Source organism: Mesorhizobium sp. WSM4989 (assembly GCF_029625795.1).
GTDB lineage: Bacteria > Pseudomonadota > Alphaproteobacteria > Rhizobiales > Rhizobiaceae > Mesorhizobium.
The window spans coordinates 1,646,608-1,662,772 of record NZ_JARTVN010000002.1 but is presented as its reverse complement, the minus strand read 5'-3'; the positions used below and the strand labels follow the sequence as shown (position 1 = coordinate 1,662,772).

Below are 16,165 nucleotides of genomic sequence, written 5' to 3'. Positions count from 1 at the left end.
TTGGTTTTTCGCGGCGCGGTGCTCGATCATTTATGGTTGGCGCCAGCGGCGCCGGCCCAGCAAACGTCCTTTGACGATCATTCCGCGGCTCTTTTCTTCGCCGCGGCCGCCGACGCGAAGCGCTCGCGCAATTCCTTGCCTTTTCTGGGCAGCGTCTTTTGGCGGGCGCGGCCGAAGGCCAGCGCATCGTCGGGCACGCTCTCGGTGATCACGCTGCCCGAAGCGATGTAGCCACCCTTGCCTATCGTGACCGGCGCCACCAGCGCGGAGTTGGAGCCGACGAACGCGCCCTCGCCGATATCGGTGAAGAATTTGGAAAAGCCGTCATAGTTGCAGGTGATGGTGCCAGCGCCGATATTCGCCCCGGCACCGACCCGCGCGTCGCCGATATAGGTCAGGTGGTTGACCTTGGCGCCTTCCTCGATCGTTGCCTGCTTGACCTCGCAGAAATTGCCGACCTTGGCCTTTTGCCGCAGATCGGCGCCCGGCCGCAGCCGCGCGAACGGCCCGACATCGCAATTGGAAGCGATCGTGGCGCCTTCGATATGGCTGAAGGCGTGGATTTTCGCCCCTGAAGCGATCTTGACGCCCGGGCCGAACCAGACATGCGGCTCGACAATCGTATCGGCACCGATCTCGGTGTCGTGCGAGAAGTAGACGGTTTCAGGCGCGATCAGCGTCACGCCGGCAAGCATCGCCTCGCGCCGCTGGCGCGCCTGCCAGATAGCTTCCGCCTCGGCGAGCTCGGCCCGGTTGTTGATGCCGAGCGCGCTTTCGAAGCTCGCCTCCGTGGCCACCACATCGAGCCCGTCCGCGCCGGCGAGCTCGACGATGTCGGTGAGATAGAACTCGCCCTTGGCATTGTTGTTGCCGACCTTGTCGAGCAGCCGAAGCGCCTGGTTGCCGGCCACCGCCATCATCCCGGCATTGCAGAAGCCGAGCTTTTTTTCCGCCTCGGAGCAGTCCTTCTCCTCCCTGATGGCGACGAGACGCCCGCCCTTCTCGATCAGCCGGCCGTATCCCGTCGGATTGGGCGGGCGGAAGCCGATCACCGCAACGGCAGCACCCTCCGCCAGCTTCTGCCGCGCGGCAGCCAGCGCTGCCGCATCGATCAGCGGCGTGTCGCCGAACATGACGAGGATGTCGTCGTAGCCCTTCGCTATCGCTTCGCGCGCGGCAAGCACCGCATGGGCCGTGCCGAGCCGGTTCTCCTGCACGAAGGTCTCGGCTTTCGGCGCGAATTTCTGCACCGCCTTCCGCATCTCGTCGGCGCCGTGGCCGATCACCAGCGCCAGACCCGTTGCCCCGGCGGCCTCAGCGGCCTTCACCACATGAGCCACCATCGGCAGGCCGGCAATGGCGTGCAGCACCTTGGGCATCGCGCTCTTCATGCGCGTACCTTCGCCGGCGGCGAGGATGACGGACAGGCAGGATCTCTGGCTCATAGGGCAACCGTATGAAGGATTCAAATCATCGCATGCTAGCAGCGGCGTGATGCTGCACCAATGCGGTTAAATTCCGGTGAGACAGCGGATCACCTGGACTCTTGATCGGCGGGTCCACAATTCGATCCTGTGCACGAAGTGGCAGATCACCCGAGCCGCCCGAGCGCCGGGAAGTTTTCCAGCAGCCAGTAGGATGCGCTCTGCACGCCACCGGTGAGAAAAAACACGCCGGCGACGACGAGCAGCGCGCCGATCGCTTTTTCCACGCGACCGAGATGGACGCGGAATTTTCCCAGGAAGCGCATGAAGGCGCCGGAAAACAGCGCCGCGATCAGAAAGGGGATGCCGAGCCCGAGCGAATAGGCGGCGAGCAGCAGCGCGCCCTCGCCCACCGTCTCGCGGCCGCCGGCTAAAGTCAGGATCGGCCCCAGCACCGGGCCGATGCAGGGCGTCCAGCCGAAGGCAAAGGCCAGCCCCATGACATAGGCGGCGATCATGCTGGCCGGCTTGCCCTGCGACTGGAAGCGCGCCTCGCGCGACAAGAGCGGGATGCGCACGATGCCGAGGAAATTCAGGCCCATGATGATGATCAGCGCGCCGGCCACCATCGCCAGCGGTTCCTGCCAGACGCGCAGCAGCCGGCCGATCGTCGAGGCGCCGGCGCCAAGCGCGACGAAGACGGTCGAGAAGCCGAGCACGAAGGCAACAGAGGCATAGAGCAGCGCGCCACGTGCGCCTTCGCGCGCCGTCGCGCCGGCGTTGCCGCGGAAATCGTCGACCGAAACGCCGGCCATGTAGCAAAGATAAGGCGGCACCAGCGGCAGCACGCACGGCGACAGGAACGAGATCGCCCCTGCTCCGACCGCGCTGACATAGCCGATGTCCAATGCCATTTCACGATGCCCCGGTTGTGCTGGCGCCGATATAGCGATGCCGGCGCCCTCGTGCCAATCACCATTGTGTGGCGCGTGGTCGCTAGCCGAGGAAGAAGCGGCGGCCGCTGCGCGTTCAATGGATGGCGCGCCAGTGCCGCGTGCCGTCCGCGTACCGCCGGGCCGATGCTGGTTCTGTCGGCGACTCCCCTCGGTAAAAGACCGAACCAAGACACGATCCGTCGGTGCGCCAAAAAATGTGTTCTCCGCCATACACTCTAAGAGTGTATCGCTGTCGGCCAGTTCGCAAATTGGGCCTGTCCCCTTGACCGATTGCAAAAGCACGGCCATGTGAGCGACGAAAAGAGTGGGATTTCGTCGTGCGCCGCGGAGCTCTTCCGCCGCCTCACAGCTGATAAGAGACCTCATGGACGTCGTCGTCGTCGAATCGCCGGCCAAGGCGAAGACAATCAACAAATATCTGGGCAAGAACTATAAGGTCCTGGCCTCGTTCGGCCATGTCCGCGATCTGCCGGCCAAGGACGGCTCGGTGCGCCCGGACGAGGACTTCGCCATGTCCTGGTCGGTAGACACCGCCTCCGGCAAGCGCCTCGCCGACATCGCCAAGGCGGTCAAGGACGCCGACGGGCTGATCCTCGCCACCGACCCGGATCGCGAGGGCGAGGCGATTTCCTGGCATGTGCTGGAAGTGCTGAGGCAGAAGCGCGCGCTGAAGGACAAGCCGGTCAGCCGCGTCGTCTTCAACGCCATAACAAAGACCTCGGTAATGGAGGCCATGGCCAATCCGCGCCAGATCGATGCGCCGCTGGTGGACGCCTATCTCGCGCGCCGCGCGCTCGACTATCTCGTCGGCTTCACCCTCTCGCCGGTGCTGTGGCGCAAACTGCCGGGCGCCCGTTCCGCCGGGCGCGTCCAGTCGGTGGCGCTGCGGCTGGTCTGCGACCGCGAATCCGAGATCGAGCGCTTCGTCCGCGAGGAATACTGGCAGATCGCCGCCATCCTCAACACGCCGCGCAACGACAGTTTCGAGGCGCGGCTGACCGCCTATGCCGGCAAGAAGCTGCAGAAGCTCGACATCGCCAACAAGGCCCAGGCCGACGACATCAAGGCGATGCTCGAAGGTGCGACCTTCAAGGCGCTGTCGGTCGAAGCCAAGCCCACCAAGCGCAATCCGGGCCCGCCCTTCACCACCTCGACGCTGCAGCAGGCCGCCTCCTCGCGGCTCGGCTTCTCGGCCAACCGCACCATGCAGGTGGCGCAGAAGCTTTACGAAGGCATGGATGTCGGCGGCGAGACCGCCGGCCTCATCACCTATATGCGAACCGACGGCGTGCAGATGGCGCCGGAGGCGATCACCGCGGCGCGCGATGCCATCGCCAGCGAGTTCGGCGCGAAATACCTGCCCGAAAACCCACGCTATTATTCGGTCAAGGCCAAGAACGCCCAGGAAGCGCATGAGGCGATCCGCCCTACCGATTTCAAGCGCACGCCGGCATCGGTCAGGCAATATCTCGATGCCGATCAGGCGCGCCTCTATGAGCTGATCTGGAAGCGCGCGATCGCCAGCCAGATGCAGCCGGCCGAGATCGAGCGCACCACGGTCGAGATCGAGGCGGTCAACGGCGCCCGCACCGCCGAGCTTCGCGCGGTCGGCTCGGTCATCCGCTTCGACGGCTTCATCGCCGCCTACACCGACCAGAAGGACGAGGACGCGGAGGACGAGGAAAGCCGCCGCCTGCCCGAGATCCGCGCCGGCGAGCAGCTTGCCCGCGAGGCGATCAACGCCACCCAGCACACGACCGAGCCGCCGCCGCGCTATTCCGAGGCGTCGCTGATCAAGAAGCTGGAAGAGCTCGGCATTGGCCGGCCGTCGACCTACACGGCGATCCTGAAGACGCTCGAGGACCGCGACTACGTCGCCATCGACCGGCGCAAGCTGGTGCCGCAGGCCAAGGGCCGGCTGCTGTCGGCCTTCCTCGAAAGCTTCTTCGAGCGCTATGTCGAATATGACTTCACAGCCTCGCTCGAGGAAAAGCTCGACGAGATCTCCGACGGCAAGCTCGCCTGGAAGGACGTGCTGCGCGACTTCTGGAAGGATTTTTCGGGCGCCGTCGACGACATCAAGGAACTGCGCGTCTCAGACGTGCTCGATGCGCTCAACGACGAGCTGGCGCCGCTGGTGTTCCCCGCGCGGGAGGACGGCTCAAACCCGCGCGTCTGCCCGAAATGCGGCACCGGCAACCTGTCGCTGAAGCTCGGTAAGTTCGGCGCCTTTGTCGGCTGCTCGAATTATCCGGAATGCTCCTATACCCGCCAGCTTGGCGACGCCGCCAATCCCAACGGCGAGAACGGCAACGGCGACGACGGCGTCAAGCTACTCGGCAAGGATCCATACACCGCCGAGGAGATCACGCTCCGGAGCGGCCGCTTCGGCCCCTACATCCAGCGCGGCGAAGGCAAGGACGCTAAGCGCTCGAGCCTGCCCAAGGGCTGGACCGCCGAGTCGATCGACCATGAGAAGGCGCTGGCGCTGCTGGCATTGCCGCGCGATGTCGGTAAGCATCCGGAAACCGGCAAGATGATCTCGGCCGGTCTTGGGCGGTACGGACCCTTCGTGCTGCACGACGGCACCTACGCCAATCTCGAAAGCATCGAGGACGTGTTCTCGATCGGCCTGAACCGCGCCGTTTCGGTGATCGCCGAGAAGCAGCAGAAGGGCAAGGGCGGCCGCAACGGGAGCACGCCGGCTGCGTTGAAGGAACTGGGCGAGCATCCCGAAGGCGGCGGCAAGATCGTCGTGCGCGACGGCCGCTACGGACCCTACGTCAATTACGGCAAGGTCAATGCCACGCTGCCCAAGGGCAAGGATCCGCAATCGGTGACGATGGACGAGGCAATCGCCCTGATTGCTGAGAAGGAAGCCAAGGGCGGAGGCGGCAAGAAGCCGTTCCGCCGGGCGGCAAAGAAAGGATAGCACGACGTGGCGCGCAGGATCTCCGGAAGAAGTCACGGCGATCCGCGCAGCGCCGACACCAGGGCGAAGGTGGTCAAGGATGACTACCGGCCCTCGCGCGACGAAATCCTGCGCTACATCGCTGAGAACCCCGACCGCTCCGGAAAACGCGACATCGCCAAGGCGTTCGCGCTGCGCGGCGAGGACCGCATCTGGCTCAAGGATCTGCTGCGCGACCTGCAGGATGAGGGCCTGCTGACCAGGAACCGCAAGCGGCTCACCCGCGCCGGCTCCCTGCCCCATGTCGCCGTGCTCGACATTTTCGGCCGCGATAACGATGGTGTGCTTCTGGCGCATCCGAGCGAATACACCGGCCCGGGCTCGCCGCCCGTGATCGCCATCCGCATTTCGCGCGGCGCCAGCGGCCCGGTTCCGGGCATCGGCGCCCGCGTCCTCGCCAAGACCTTCCCGACCGAGGATCCCTCAGGCCCCGCCTATACCGGGCGGGTCATGAAGATTTTCGAGAAGCGCAGCGAAGCCGTGCTCGGCGTCTTCCGCGTGCTGAAGGACGGCACCTTTCGCATCGAGCCGGTGGAACGCCGCCAGCCCGAGCTGATCGTCGACAAGGAATTCCAGAACGGCGCCAAAAATGGCGATCTGGTCGAGGTCGAGCCGGCGCGCGCTTCGCGCTACGGCCTGCCGCGGGCCAAGGTGCTGGCGGTGCTGGGCTCGCTGACTAGCGAGAAGGCGGTCTCGATGATCGCCATCCACGCCCACGACATACCCCACGTCTTTCCGGCCCATGTGATCGCCGAAGCCGACGCCGTGAAGCCGGTTTCGCTTGCCGGGCGCGAGGACTGGCGCGATCTGCCGCTGGTTACCATCGATCCGGCCGACGCCAAGGACCATGACGACGCGGTGTTCGCCACGCCCGATACGGATAAGAAGAATCCCGGCGGCGTCATCGTCACCGTGGCAATCGCCGATGTCGCGGCCTATGTCCGCTACGGCACGCCGCTCGACCGCGAGGCGCTGAAGCGTGGCAATTCGGTCTATTTCCCGGACCGCGTCGTGCCGATGCTGCCCGAGCGCATCTCCAACGACCTCTGCTCGCTGCGCGAAGCGGAGGACCGCCCGGCGATCGCCGTGCGCATGACCTTTTCGGCGGAAGGCCGCAAGCTCAGGCACTCGTTCCACCGCATCATGATGAAATCGGCGGCCAAGCTCGCCTACCCGCAGGCGCAGGCGGGGATCGATGGCGTGCCCGACGACAAGACGGGGCCGATCCTCGAAGGCGTTCTGAAGCCCCTCTGGGATGCCTATGCCGTGCTCAAGCGCGGCCGCGACAGCCGCCAGCCGCTCGAACTGGAGCTGCCGGAACGCAAGATCCTGCTCAAGCCCGACGGCACCGTCGACCGGGTCGTCGTGCCGGAGCGCCTCGACGCCCACAAGCTGATCGAGGAGTTCATGATCCAGGCCAATGTCGCGGCCGCGGAGACGCTTGAAGGCAAGAAAGAGCCGCTCGTCTACCGCATCCACGACGCGCCGTCGCTGGCGAAACAGGAATCGCTGCGCGAGTTCCTGCACACCCTTGGCCTGTCGCTGGCGCGCGGCGCGCAGATGCGGCCCGGGCAGTTCAACGGCATTCTGGAGCGGGTGCGCGGCGCCGACAACGAGGCGCTGGTCAATGAAGTGGTGCTGCGCTCGCAGAGCCAGGCCGAATACTCGCCGAAGAACATCGGCCATTTCGGTCTCAACCTGAGACGCTACGCGCATTTCACCTCGCCGATCCGGCGCTATGCGGATCTCATCGTGCATCGCGGACTGATTGCCGCGCTCGGCCTCGGTCCCGGCGGCCTGACGCAGCAAGAAGCGGATCGCCTGGAAGAGGTCGGCGCGCTGATCTCGGCCACCGAACGCCGCGCCATGGCGGCCGAACGCGACACGGTCGACCGGCTGATCGCGGCCTATCTCGCCGAGCGCATCAACGACACCTTCGACGCTCGCATCTCCGGCGTCGCCAAGGCGGGACTCTTTGTCCAATTGCCGCAGTATGGCGCCGATGGTTTCATCCCGGTGTCAAGTTTGGACGGCGATTACTATATCTACGATGAAACCGCTCGATCGCTGTTCGGAGAGCGCACCGGCAAGGGCTACCAGCTAGCCGACCGCGTCGAGGTGCGGCTGCTCGAGGTTGCGCCGATGGCGGGCGCGATGCGTTTCGAAATGCTGAGCGACCCGAAGCCGCTGCCAGGCTCGCGACGGTCGTTCCACAAGACCAAGGGCCGCGCCCGCGCGTCGCAGTCGCGCACGGGTCCCCGCGGCAGGAGAAGATGATGTCGAAGGGCATGGAAGAACAGGTTTTCGGCGGCGAGCACCATTCGGGCCGCGTCGCGCGTCCGCTGTGGACGGCAATCAAGCGCGGCATGCTTGGCCGGTGCCCGCATTGCGGCGAAGGCAGGCTGTTCGGCGCCTTCACAAAGCCCGTCGACAAATGCGGCGTCTGCGGCGAGGAGCTTCATCACCATCGCGCCGACGACCTTCCCGCCTATCTGGTGATCGTCATCGTCGGCCACATTGTGGTTGGCGCCTTCATGACTGTGGAGGCCGCCACCACGCTTTCGACCTGGCAGCACGCGCTGATCTGGGTGCCGCTGACCATTATTGTGGCTATCGCGCTGTTGCAGCCGGTCAAAGGCGCCGTCATCGGCCTGCAATGGGCGCTCTATATGCACGGCTTCGGCGGCGAGAAGGACGAGTTCGAGCCGCATCTCTAAGCCTGGAGCGGTTCTGTCCTTGATACAAACAACGACCATCTCCGAGCAGTGGAATTCCAGATCGAGAACCGCTGCGCGTTTTTTCCTGGAATTGCTCCGGCAGCGACGTTTGGTCCGGGCTGGTGCAAAGGCCCGAACACGTAAGCCACTTTCGCGTTCGAGAAGTTTCCGCTAGGTCGAGCGCATGGAAGGAATGACCAAGGCGGATGTCGACAAGCTCGATAAAGGCTTGGCCGTGCACGGCGGTCGGGCGCTTCGCCCGCGCGATGCCGCAACCTTGATCCTGCTCGACAGGAGAGCCAGCGACGTTCTGGTGCTGATGGGCCGGCGCCATGCCGGCCACGCTTTCATGCCGGGAAAATTCGTCTTCCCCGGGGGCCGCACCGATCCCGCCGACAGCCGCGTTCCGGTGGCTGCCCCCCTGCATCCTGAGGAAGAGGCGAGGCTTGTGAGCGGCCCCGGCCGCGCGAGTGCCGCACGGGCGCGCGCCATCGCCATGTCGGCAATTCGTGAGACTTACGAGGAAGCCGGCCTGCTGATCGGTCGTAAAGGCCCGTTCGCGACCGCCAAGCGCGATTGGCAGGGTTTCGTCGAACACAGCGTCGCACCGTCGCTGGACGCCCTGCGCTTCATTGCCCGCGCCATAACGCCGCCCAACCGCGTGCGCCGCTTCGATACCCGCTTCTTCAGCGCCTGGCGTGAGGATGTCGCCGTCGAATTGCCCGACGGTGGTCCAACCAACGAGTTGGAGGAGCTCGTCTGGCTGCCGCTTGGCGACGCCCGCAAGGCCGATACACCCGACATCACCCGCATGATCCTGGAAGAACTGGAAAGGCGGCTCGCCCACGATCCGTTGCTGCGTCCGGGCGGCGCAGTGCCGTTCTTCCGCCTCATCCGAAACCGCTTCGTTCGCGAAGTCCTTTAGAAGCAGAGCATCCCCATCGATGACGGTCGATACCCAGCAACAGGGCGACGAACGCGTACACTGGCTGCCGATGACTGCGGCGATCTCCTCGATCAGCGTGGTCGGCATTGCCATTGGCCTCGGCATGCCGCTGCTCAGCGTCATCCTCGAATCGCGCGGCCACTCGGCCTCGATGATCGGCCTCAACACGGCGGTCGCCGGGCTCGCCTCGATCGCCGGCGCGCCGCTCGCCACGCCGCTGGCCATGCGCCTCGGCGTCGCCCAGACCATGCTTTTGATGATCGCCGTTGGCGCGCTCGCTTTTGTCGGCTTTCATTTCGCGCCGGCCTTCTGGATGTGGTTTCCGCTCCGCGTCGCGCTGCACATTTCGCTGACAGTGCTCTTCATTCTGTCGGAATTCTGGATCAGCACCTCGGCGCCCCCGCATCGTCGCGGCCTTGTGCTTGGCATCTACGCCACGGTGCTTTCTCTGGGCTTCGCCGCCGGGCCGTGGCTGTTCGCCCATGTCGGCTCCGGTGGCTTCCTGCCGTTCGGCGTCACCATTGCGCTGGTGACGCTTGCTGCCATCCCGGTGCTGGCGGCTCGTAACGAGAGCCCGGCGATCGTCGCCGACGGCGAAACCAGCCATTTCCTGCACTATATCTGGATGGTGCCCACAGCAACCTTCGCCGTGCTGGTGTTCGGCGCCGTCGAGACCGGCGGCTTTTCGCTGTTCCCGGTCTATGGCAGCCGCGTCGGCTACTCCGAGGCCGACGCCGCGCTGTTGCTGACCATGATCGGGCTCGGCAACGTGCTGCTGCAGATACCGATCGGGATGATCAGCGACCGCGTCTCGGACCGCCGCTACCTGCTTCTGGCCTGCGCCACGGTCGGCCTCATCGGAACCGTGTTCATGCCTTTCTTCGCCAAGGACTGGCACCTGATGGCGGCGCTTCTGTTCGTCTGGGGCGGTGTGGTCGCGGCCATGTACACGATCGGCCTTGCGCATCTGGGTTCCCAGCTTTCCGGCCATGAGCTCGCCTCCGCCAATGCCGCCTTCGTGCTCTGCTACGGCGTCGGCATGGTGATCGGTCCGCAGGCGATCGGCATCGGCATGGACGCCTTCGGCCCTTCGGGCTTCGGCTGGTCGCTGGCGCTGTTCTTTGCCGCGTACATGCTCCTGGTCCTCGTCAGGCTGGTGCGAAAGATCCTCTAGTGAAAATGTCGCCCAGCGCCGGGCATGCTGACATCACCGTGTCAGCAGGCCCCCTGCTATACCCTCGCTCCGATGCAGGAAGAGCGAGGATATAGCGATGATCGACAGCGGCTTTGAAACCAAATCCCTCAGGATGGAACTGCTTCTGCTCGTCACCTTCCAGGCGCCGGCAGCCGATGTCGAGCGCATCATGGAGGCGGTGGTGGCGATCACGCCGCTGCGCATGGGCAAGTATGACGGCAATGCCTACCAGTCGGCGCAAGGCATAGAGCGATACCGGACGCTCGAAGGCGCTGCCGCGGGCGCCGAGATCGAGTTGCGCAGGCGGCCGGGCACGGTCGAGGTGTCGTTCGAACTGCCCGACGATCAGGCGCTCGCCGCCCGTGTCGCCGAAGCGATATTCCAGGCCCATTCCTACCAGGAGCCTGTGATCCGCATTCAGCCGCTGCTGACCAGCCGTTCCAAGGGACTCGACGACCATACCAATCCGAACCGCTGGTGGAACACGACCGGTGACTGGAAGAAGCCCGATCTGCAGGTCAGGGAGAACGCCTGACGCGGCGAGTTCCGCCGCGTCAAAACGGGGCAAGAAGGGGCTTGGGCTTGACTTTCCGGGCGTCTTCTTTATGTGTCGCGCCAAGTTTCCCGCGTCCGGGTGTTTTCCCCGTGCTCCAGCGGCCAAAACTCCACGAACATTAACGGACGATCATCATGGCCAAAGCCGCAAACATCAAGATCAAGCTTCTGTCGACCGCCGACACCGGTTTCTTCTACGTGACCAGCAAGAACAGCCGCACCAAGACGGACAAGCTGTCGTTCCGTAAGTACGACCCGATCGCTAAGAAGCACGTCGAGTTCAAGGAAACCAAGATCAAGTAATCTGGTTTATCCTGAAATGCCGAAACGCCGCCCCTTGGGGCGGCGTTTTTGTTTTCAGCGGGCGGATGCTCGAGCAAGAAAGCCCGCGGCTGCCTGACGCTGAATCATCATGAGAAAAAGGGGGCCGGTCGGCGGTTGGCAGCGGTACGAGGAGGCCACTATGTGCCAGCGCCGGCCGGCCGACCCCACGGACCCAGGAGATGCGGCGGACCTGAGCATCATGGGGTATTTTTTTGGATCGAGCCGGGCAGTCTACCCTCGTGCCGGCTTCGTCTTCGTTCTATGCCAAGCAGATTTGCTCAAGAACTTATGAAAATCAACCATTTCTTAACCACGGCTCCCGAATCGCTTGGATTAAGGTAAATTCCTAACCCTATCGGGTTGACGCGGAATTGGGGCTTCCGTGGGTAACCGCAGCGCGGCGCAACGATTTCAGGCAACGCGCTTAAGTCTTCCAGTCTTGTCCATCGATGCGCCAAAACTGCTGCGCACTGTTGGGTGACATGGATTAGGCGGCCTTGGCGACAACCCGGTTGCGTCCGCCGCTCTTGGCCTCGTAGAGCGCAAGGTCGGCTCGCTTCATCAACGCCGCGACCGTATCGGCTCCCCTCAGCACCGATGACACGCCGACGCTGACCGTCACCTCGATCGTCTTGCCATCCCCGCCGATTGCGAAGGGCGCCTGCGCGATCTCGGCGCGGATACGCTCGGCCACCTTCTCGGCGATGGGCCCGTCGGTATCCGGCATGACCACGACGAACTCCTCGCCGCCGAAGCGGCAGGCGAGATCGATGCCGCGCACGTTCTTGCGCAGCCGCCTGGCGAATTCACGCAGAACGTCGTCGCCGCCGTCATGGCCATGGGCGTCATTGATGGATTTGAAACGGTCGAGGTCGGTGATCATCACCGAGAGCGGCCGCCGCCGCGCCACGGCGCGGTCGAACAGCGTCTCAAGATGGCTATCCAGGTAGCGGCGGTTGTGCAGGCCGGTCAGCGCGTCGGTCACCGCCATCTCGATGGTCTGGGTGACGCTGGCGCGCAGCTGATCGTTATAGCGCTTGCGCCGCACCTGCGTGCGCAGCCGGGCCGTCAGCTCGTGCTGATCGATCGGCCGCGTCAGATAGTCGTTGATGCCGAGTTCGAGGCCGCGGATAATGCGGCCCTCCTCGCCCTCATCGGCCAAGAGCATGATCGGCAGGAAGCGGGTGCGGTCGAGCGAGCGCAGTTGCGAGCAAAGCCGGAGCGCATCGAAATCGGCGAAGGCCGTCGAGATCAGCACGCATTCATAGGCGGTCTCGGCGGCCTGGAAGAATCCGGCATTCGGATCGGTGGCGACGTCGAGATCGGCGCTGCCGCGAAGCATCTTCTGGATACGCTCGATAGACGACTTGCGCTCGTCCACCAGAAGCACCTTGGGCTTGGTGTCTTCCGTCGCGAAATTGCGGCTGAGCAGCTCTTCGATGCCGATGTTGCGCGTGGTCGAGGCGCGCAGCCGCAATTCGTCGGTCAGCGACTTCAGCCTGACCAAGCTCTTCACCCGCGTCATCAGTTGCAGATCATTGACCGGCTTGGTGAGGAAATCGTCGGCGCCCGCCTCAAGGCCGCGCACCCGGTCCGATACCTGGTCGAGCGCGGTGATCATGACCACCGGAATATGCGAGGTCGCCGGGTCGCTCTTCAGCCGCTTGCAGACCTCGAAGCCGTCCATGCCCGGCATCATCACGTCGAGCAGCACGACATCGACCTTGCCGTTTTCGCAGGTCTCGATCGCATCCGGGCCGTTGCCGGCCGTCAGCACCTCGAAATATTCGGCCAGCAGCCGAACCTCCAGCAGCCGCACATTGGCGGGGATGTCATCGACGACGAGGATCCGCGCGGTCATCTCAAAGGCTCCGGCTCAGGCATCGCCCAGATAGGATTTGATCGTTTCGATGAAGCGCGGCACCGAGATTGGTTTGGAAATATAGGCCTCACAGCCACCCTGGCGGATGCGCTCCTCGTCGCCCTTCATCGCGAAGGCGGTGACGGCGATGACCGGGATCGAGTGCAATTCGTCGTCTTCCTTCAGCCACTTGGTCACTTCCAGGCCAGAAACCTCGGGCAGTTGGATGTCCATCAGGATCAGGTCCGGCCGGTGCTGGCGCGCGAGATCCAGCGCCTCCAGGCCGTTGCGCGTGCGGACCGTTTCGTAACCGCTGGCTTCGATGAGGTCCCGAAAGAGCTTCATGTTGAGCTCATTGTCCTCGACGATCATGACCTTCTTAGCCATCAATTTCCCGTCCCGACGGTCCCCTGAGCCGAAGACCGCCGTCATGCGTCCTTGCCGGATCGCACCCAACCCGCCTGTACCCTACGTCAATATGATTGACGAAACGCAAACCTGCCGTTGGAAAAGCACACCCATTCCACTTGCGGCTGCAGGGCTGAAGCGGCTGAGACTTGCCGCAAGCGACGCTTGCCATTACTGCGGAAGAAAGACTCAACATGCACATCGGCAAAAGGTAATGATGACGAACGCAGCGTCAATGCGCGAGGAGGCGGAAACCCTTGCCGTCAGGGCGCTTGGCTTCGTCGCCGGCGATCCGGAGCTGTTGCCTCGCTTCCTGGCGATAACCGGCATCGAGGCGCGGTCGATCCGCCACGCTGCCGCGGAGCCGGGCTTCCTTGCCGGCGTGCTGCAGTTCATCCTCGCCCACGAGCCGACGCTTTTGCGCTTTGCCGAGGAAACGGGCACGCCACCGGCTGCCGTCGGCAAGGCTTTGCGGGAGCTGCCGCTCGGCAACGACGATCATGAGCGCTCGACATGAGCGACGATCCCGAAACCGCGCGCCAGATCGAGGAGTTGGCGGCCGACGACCGGCCGCTGCTGGTGCTCGATGTCGATGATGTCGTGCTCGAATTTATCCGTCCCTTCCCGCGCTACCTGAAGTCGCGCGGCTTCGGGCTGACTCTCGCCTCCTTCCGCCTCACCGGCAACATCGCCGAGACGGCGTCCGGCCGGCTGATCGAGCAGGCGGAAGTGACGGCGCTTCTCGGCGATTTCTTCGATGCCCAGGCCGATTGGCAAAGCATCACCGACGGCGCCGCGGAGGCGCTGGCGTCGCTCGGACAGCGCGCCGAGATCGTGCTCCTGACCGCGATGCCGCACAAGCACCGCGCCGTGCGCCGGGCGCATCTCGACGTGCTAGGCCTGAACTACCCGCTCCTGACCACCGAAATGGCCAAGGGCCCAGCCATCGCCAAGCTGCGCGGCGCCAAGGGCCGGCCCGTCGCCTTCGTCGACGACCAGCCCTCCAACCTGCTGTCGGCGCGCAGCTCTGTCGTCGACGCGCACCTCTTCCACCTGATGGCCGACAATTCGCTGCGCGCTTTCCTGCCGCCGACGCCGGACGACATCATCTCGGTCGATAACTGGCGCGAGGCGGCGCCGAGGATTGCGGGCGCGCTCGGGCTATAATTCAGGCGCTCAGGGCTGCAGCTTCGCTCCAGCCCCGCCATTGTCGCCGCCGTCCGAATCGGCCCCGCCGGTTGAATTGTCCGTTCCGTTCGCGCCGTCATCGCCGCTCGAATTGTCGTCCTGCCCCGCGCTGTCGTCCTGGACTTTATCCGGGCCCTTCAGCATGGCGCCGTTGACGACGATGGACCCATCGGCCTTGGTGTTGATCACCCACTCCAGGCGACCGTCAGGCAGTGTCTTGCCAAAACCCTTGACGGCAAGCGCGAACGGGAAGGCCTGCACCATTTGCTCATCGCTCTTTGCCGCTTCCTTCAGGGCATCGACGATCCTGTCGTAGCCGGCGACGTCGATGGTCACGCTCCCATCGGGTTTCTTGCTATCCGGGAAATACACCTCGCCTTCCATGGCGACTTCGATATCGCCATTCTTCACTGTCGAGTGCCCGAACACGATCTTGGGCTTCTTGGCCTTGAAATCCTCGACCAAAGCCTTGCCGAATGCATCCGGCAGCGACGGATTCTTATTGAGATCAAAGGCTTCGATCGTCTTCCTTGCCATCGTATCGAGATCAATATTGGCGCCACCGAAGTTGAGGTCAATATCCGTCGGCAGCAACGCGACGCTCCAGGCGGGCAGCGCTTGCTGCGGGATCGTCAGGCCGGAGGCCTTGATCGCGTAGTCGACTCTGCCGTTCGGTGAGATTCCGTCCATCGCGAACGCGGTGCTGAACTGCTTCGCCGCGAATTTGCCGACGGGGCTATCCACCTCGAAATCCTTGAAGCTGTAGTTGCCGTCGATCCTTTCCCAGACGGGCAGCGCGGCCAACAGGAGCGATTTGAGCTCCGCCTGGTTAGCCTTGAGCTTGGCTTCGTCCTCATTGGCGACGGCAAAGGCAAGAAGGTCGAGCAACGGCTTCGTCCGTACGCCCTTGCCATTCGCATCAACGGAAAGTTCGGGCGTTTTCAGGGTGACCGGAAAATTCATTCCGCTGTTGGGATCGTCGATCTTGATCGTCTCGACGAAGCTCGAGACCTTTTGCGTTGCCTTGAAGTCGACGCCGCCATTGACCGACTTGGTGGCGGCAATCGTCGCGGTGCCGGCACCGGCGGTGACGTCCGCCTGCTGCTTGGCTTCCCGAGACGTCAACGTCATGCCGGCCATCGAGCTGGCGCCGCTGGTGAACGCCGCCAGGTTCGGATCGTAGACGGCGGAGCCCTTGCCGTCCTTGACCGAAACTTGCATGCTTTGCGGGCCTTCGGGTCCGTTGAATTCGAAGGACATGGTGTGGGAAAAATCCGAGGTGACGTCCCAGAATCCATCGCTGCGCGGCTTCACCAACAAGGCATAGGGCGCGAGGTCGATCTTGAACGGCTTCTGCTCCGGCAGGGCGCTGACCAGGGCCTTGACGTCCACTGCGATCTTGTAGGCGTCGCCTTCGACCGAGACCTTGAGCACGCCCTTCTCGAACGCCTGCTTGCCGAAATAGCGCGCCAGATTGTCCGAAAGCTGTTTGGCGCCCTGGCTGTCGACGGTCTGTGCAACGGCCGGCGCGCTGAAAGCAAGAATGAAAACAAGTGGCAAAACACGCTTCACGTCAGTCTCCGTCGGTCTCGGAAGGCAAATCGTTTCGTCTTCTCGTAG

The 16,165-nt window shown here is 64.1% G+C and carries 14 protein-coding genes; 9 read left to right on the top strand and 5 right to left on the bottom strand.

Annotated elements, in window-relative coordinates; genetic code table 11:
- Nucleotides 1-77 precede the first annotated feature (77 nt).
- Nucleotides 78-1,445: a bifunctional UDP-N-acetylglucosamine diphosphorylase/glucosamine-1-phosphate N-acetyltransferase GlmU gene (gene glmU / locus P9217_RS20715; RefSeq protein WP_127248438.1), complete on the bottom strand. Its 1,368-nt coding sequence runs from the start codon at nt 1,443-1,445 to the stop codon at nt 78-80.
- A gap of 146 nt (nt 1,446-1,591) precedes the next feature.
- Nucleotides 1,592-2,338 (bottom strand): cytochrome c biogenesis CcdA family protein, encoded by a 747-nt coding sequence (locus P9217_RS20710; RefSeq protein ID WP_067000319.1) that lies wholly within the window; start codon nt 2,336-2,338, stop codon nt 1,592-1,594.
- Between the two features lie 406 nt (nt 2,339-2,744).
- On the opposite strand from P9217_RS20710, the gene topA reads away from it, so the two are divergent.
- The 7 genes from topA (at nt 2,745) to rpmG (ending at nt 11,067) form a co-directional block, all read left to right on the top strand.
- The gene (gene topA, locus P9217_RS20705; RefSeq protein ID WP_127248439.1) at nt 2,745-5,312 is read left to right on the top strand and encodes a type I DNA topoisomerase; all 2,568 of its coding nucleotides are present in this window, start codon (nt 2,745-2,747) and stop codon (nt 5,310-5,312) included.
- 6 nt (nt 5,313-5,318) lie between these two features.
- Nucleotides 5,319-7,628 (top strand): ribonuclease R, encoded by a 2,310-nt coding sequence (gene rnr / locus P9217_RS20700; protein WP_278087431.1) that lies wholly within the window; start codon nt 5,319-5,321, stop codon nt 7,626-7,628.
- A complete protein-coding gene (locus P9217_RS20695; RefSeq protein ID WP_278087430.1) occupies nt 7,628-8,068 on the top strand; it encodes a DUF983 domain-containing protein in 441 nt (146 codons plus the stop codon). Before rnr ends, P9217_RS20695 begins: the two co-directional genes overlap by 1 nt.
- 184 nt (nt 8,069-8,252) lie before the next feature.
- Nucleotides 8,253-8,993, top strand: a complete 741-nt coding sequence (locus P9217_RS20690; protein ID WP_095825215.1) for an NUDIX domain-containing protein — start codon at nt 8,253-8,255, stop codon at nt 8,991-8,993.
- Between the two features lie 19 nt (nt 8,994-9,012).
- A complete protein-coding gene (locus P9217_RS20685) occupies nt 9,013-10,188 on the top strand; it encodes an MFS transporter (RefSeq protein WP_278087429.1) in 1,176 nt (391 codons plus the stop codon).
- A 97-nt stretch (nt 10,189-10,285) separates the two neighbouring features.
- The gene (locus tag P9217_RS20680; RefSeq protein ID WP_095802205.1) at nt 10,286-10,744 is read left to right on the top strand and encodes a hypothetical protein; all 459 of its coding nucleotides are present in this window, start codon (nt 10,286-10,288) and stop codon (nt 10,742-10,744) included.
- Nucleotides 10,745-10,899: 155 nt separating this feature from the next.
- Nucleotides 10,900-11,067 (top strand): 50S ribosomal protein L33, encoded by a 168-nt coding sequence (gene rpmG / locus P9217_RS20675; protein ID WP_040995604.1) that lies wholly within the window; start codon nt 10,900-10,902, stop codon nt 11,065-11,067.
- 508 nt (nt 11,068-11,575) lie between these two features.
- On the opposite strand, the gene P9217_RS20670 is transcribed toward rpmG, so the two are convergent.
- On the bottom strand, nt 11,576-12,949 hold the full coding sequence (locus P9217_RS20670) for a PleD family two-component system response regulator (RefSeq protein ID WP_278087428.1): 1,374 nt from the start codon (nt 12,947-12,949) through the stop codon (nt 11,576-11,578).
- A 15-nt stretch (nt 12,950-12,964) separates the two neighbouring features.
- Nucleotides 12,965-13,336: a response regulator gene (locus P9217_RS20665; protein ID WP_027166515.1), complete on the bottom strand. Its 372-nt coding sequence runs from the start codon at nt 13,334-13,336 to the stop codon at nt 12,965-12,967.
- A 238-nt stretch (nt 13,337-13,574) separates the two neighbouring features.
- On the opposite strand from P9217_RS20665, the gene P9217_RS20660 reads away from it, so the two are divergent.
- Both P9217_RS20660 and P9217_RS20655 read left to right on the top strand, forming a co-directional pair.
- Nucleotides 13,575-13,874, top strand: coding sequence for a DUF3572 domain-containing protein (locus P9217_RS20660; protein WP_095826132.1), 300 nt, complete (start codon nt 13,575-13,577; stop codon nt 13,872-13,874).
- Nucleotides 13,871-14,524: a hypothetical protein gene (locus P9217_RS20655; RefSeq protein ID WP_278087427.1), complete on the top strand. Its 654-nt coding sequence runs from the start codon at nt 13,871-13,873 to the stop codon at nt 14,522-14,524. Before P9217_RS20660 ends, P9217_RS20655 begins: the two co-directional genes overlap by 4 nt.
- Before the next feature lie 9 nt (nt 14,525-14,533).
- Here P9217_RS20655 and P9217_RS20650 read toward each other — a convergent pair whose 3' ends face one another.
- Nucleotides 14,534-16,117 (bottom strand): DUF2125 domain-containing protein, encoded by a 1,584-nt coding sequence (locus P9217_RS20650; protein WP_278087426.1) that lies wholly within the window; start codon nt 16,115-16,117, stop codon nt 14,534-14,536.
- Nucleotides 16,118-16,165 lie beyond the last annotated feature (48 nt).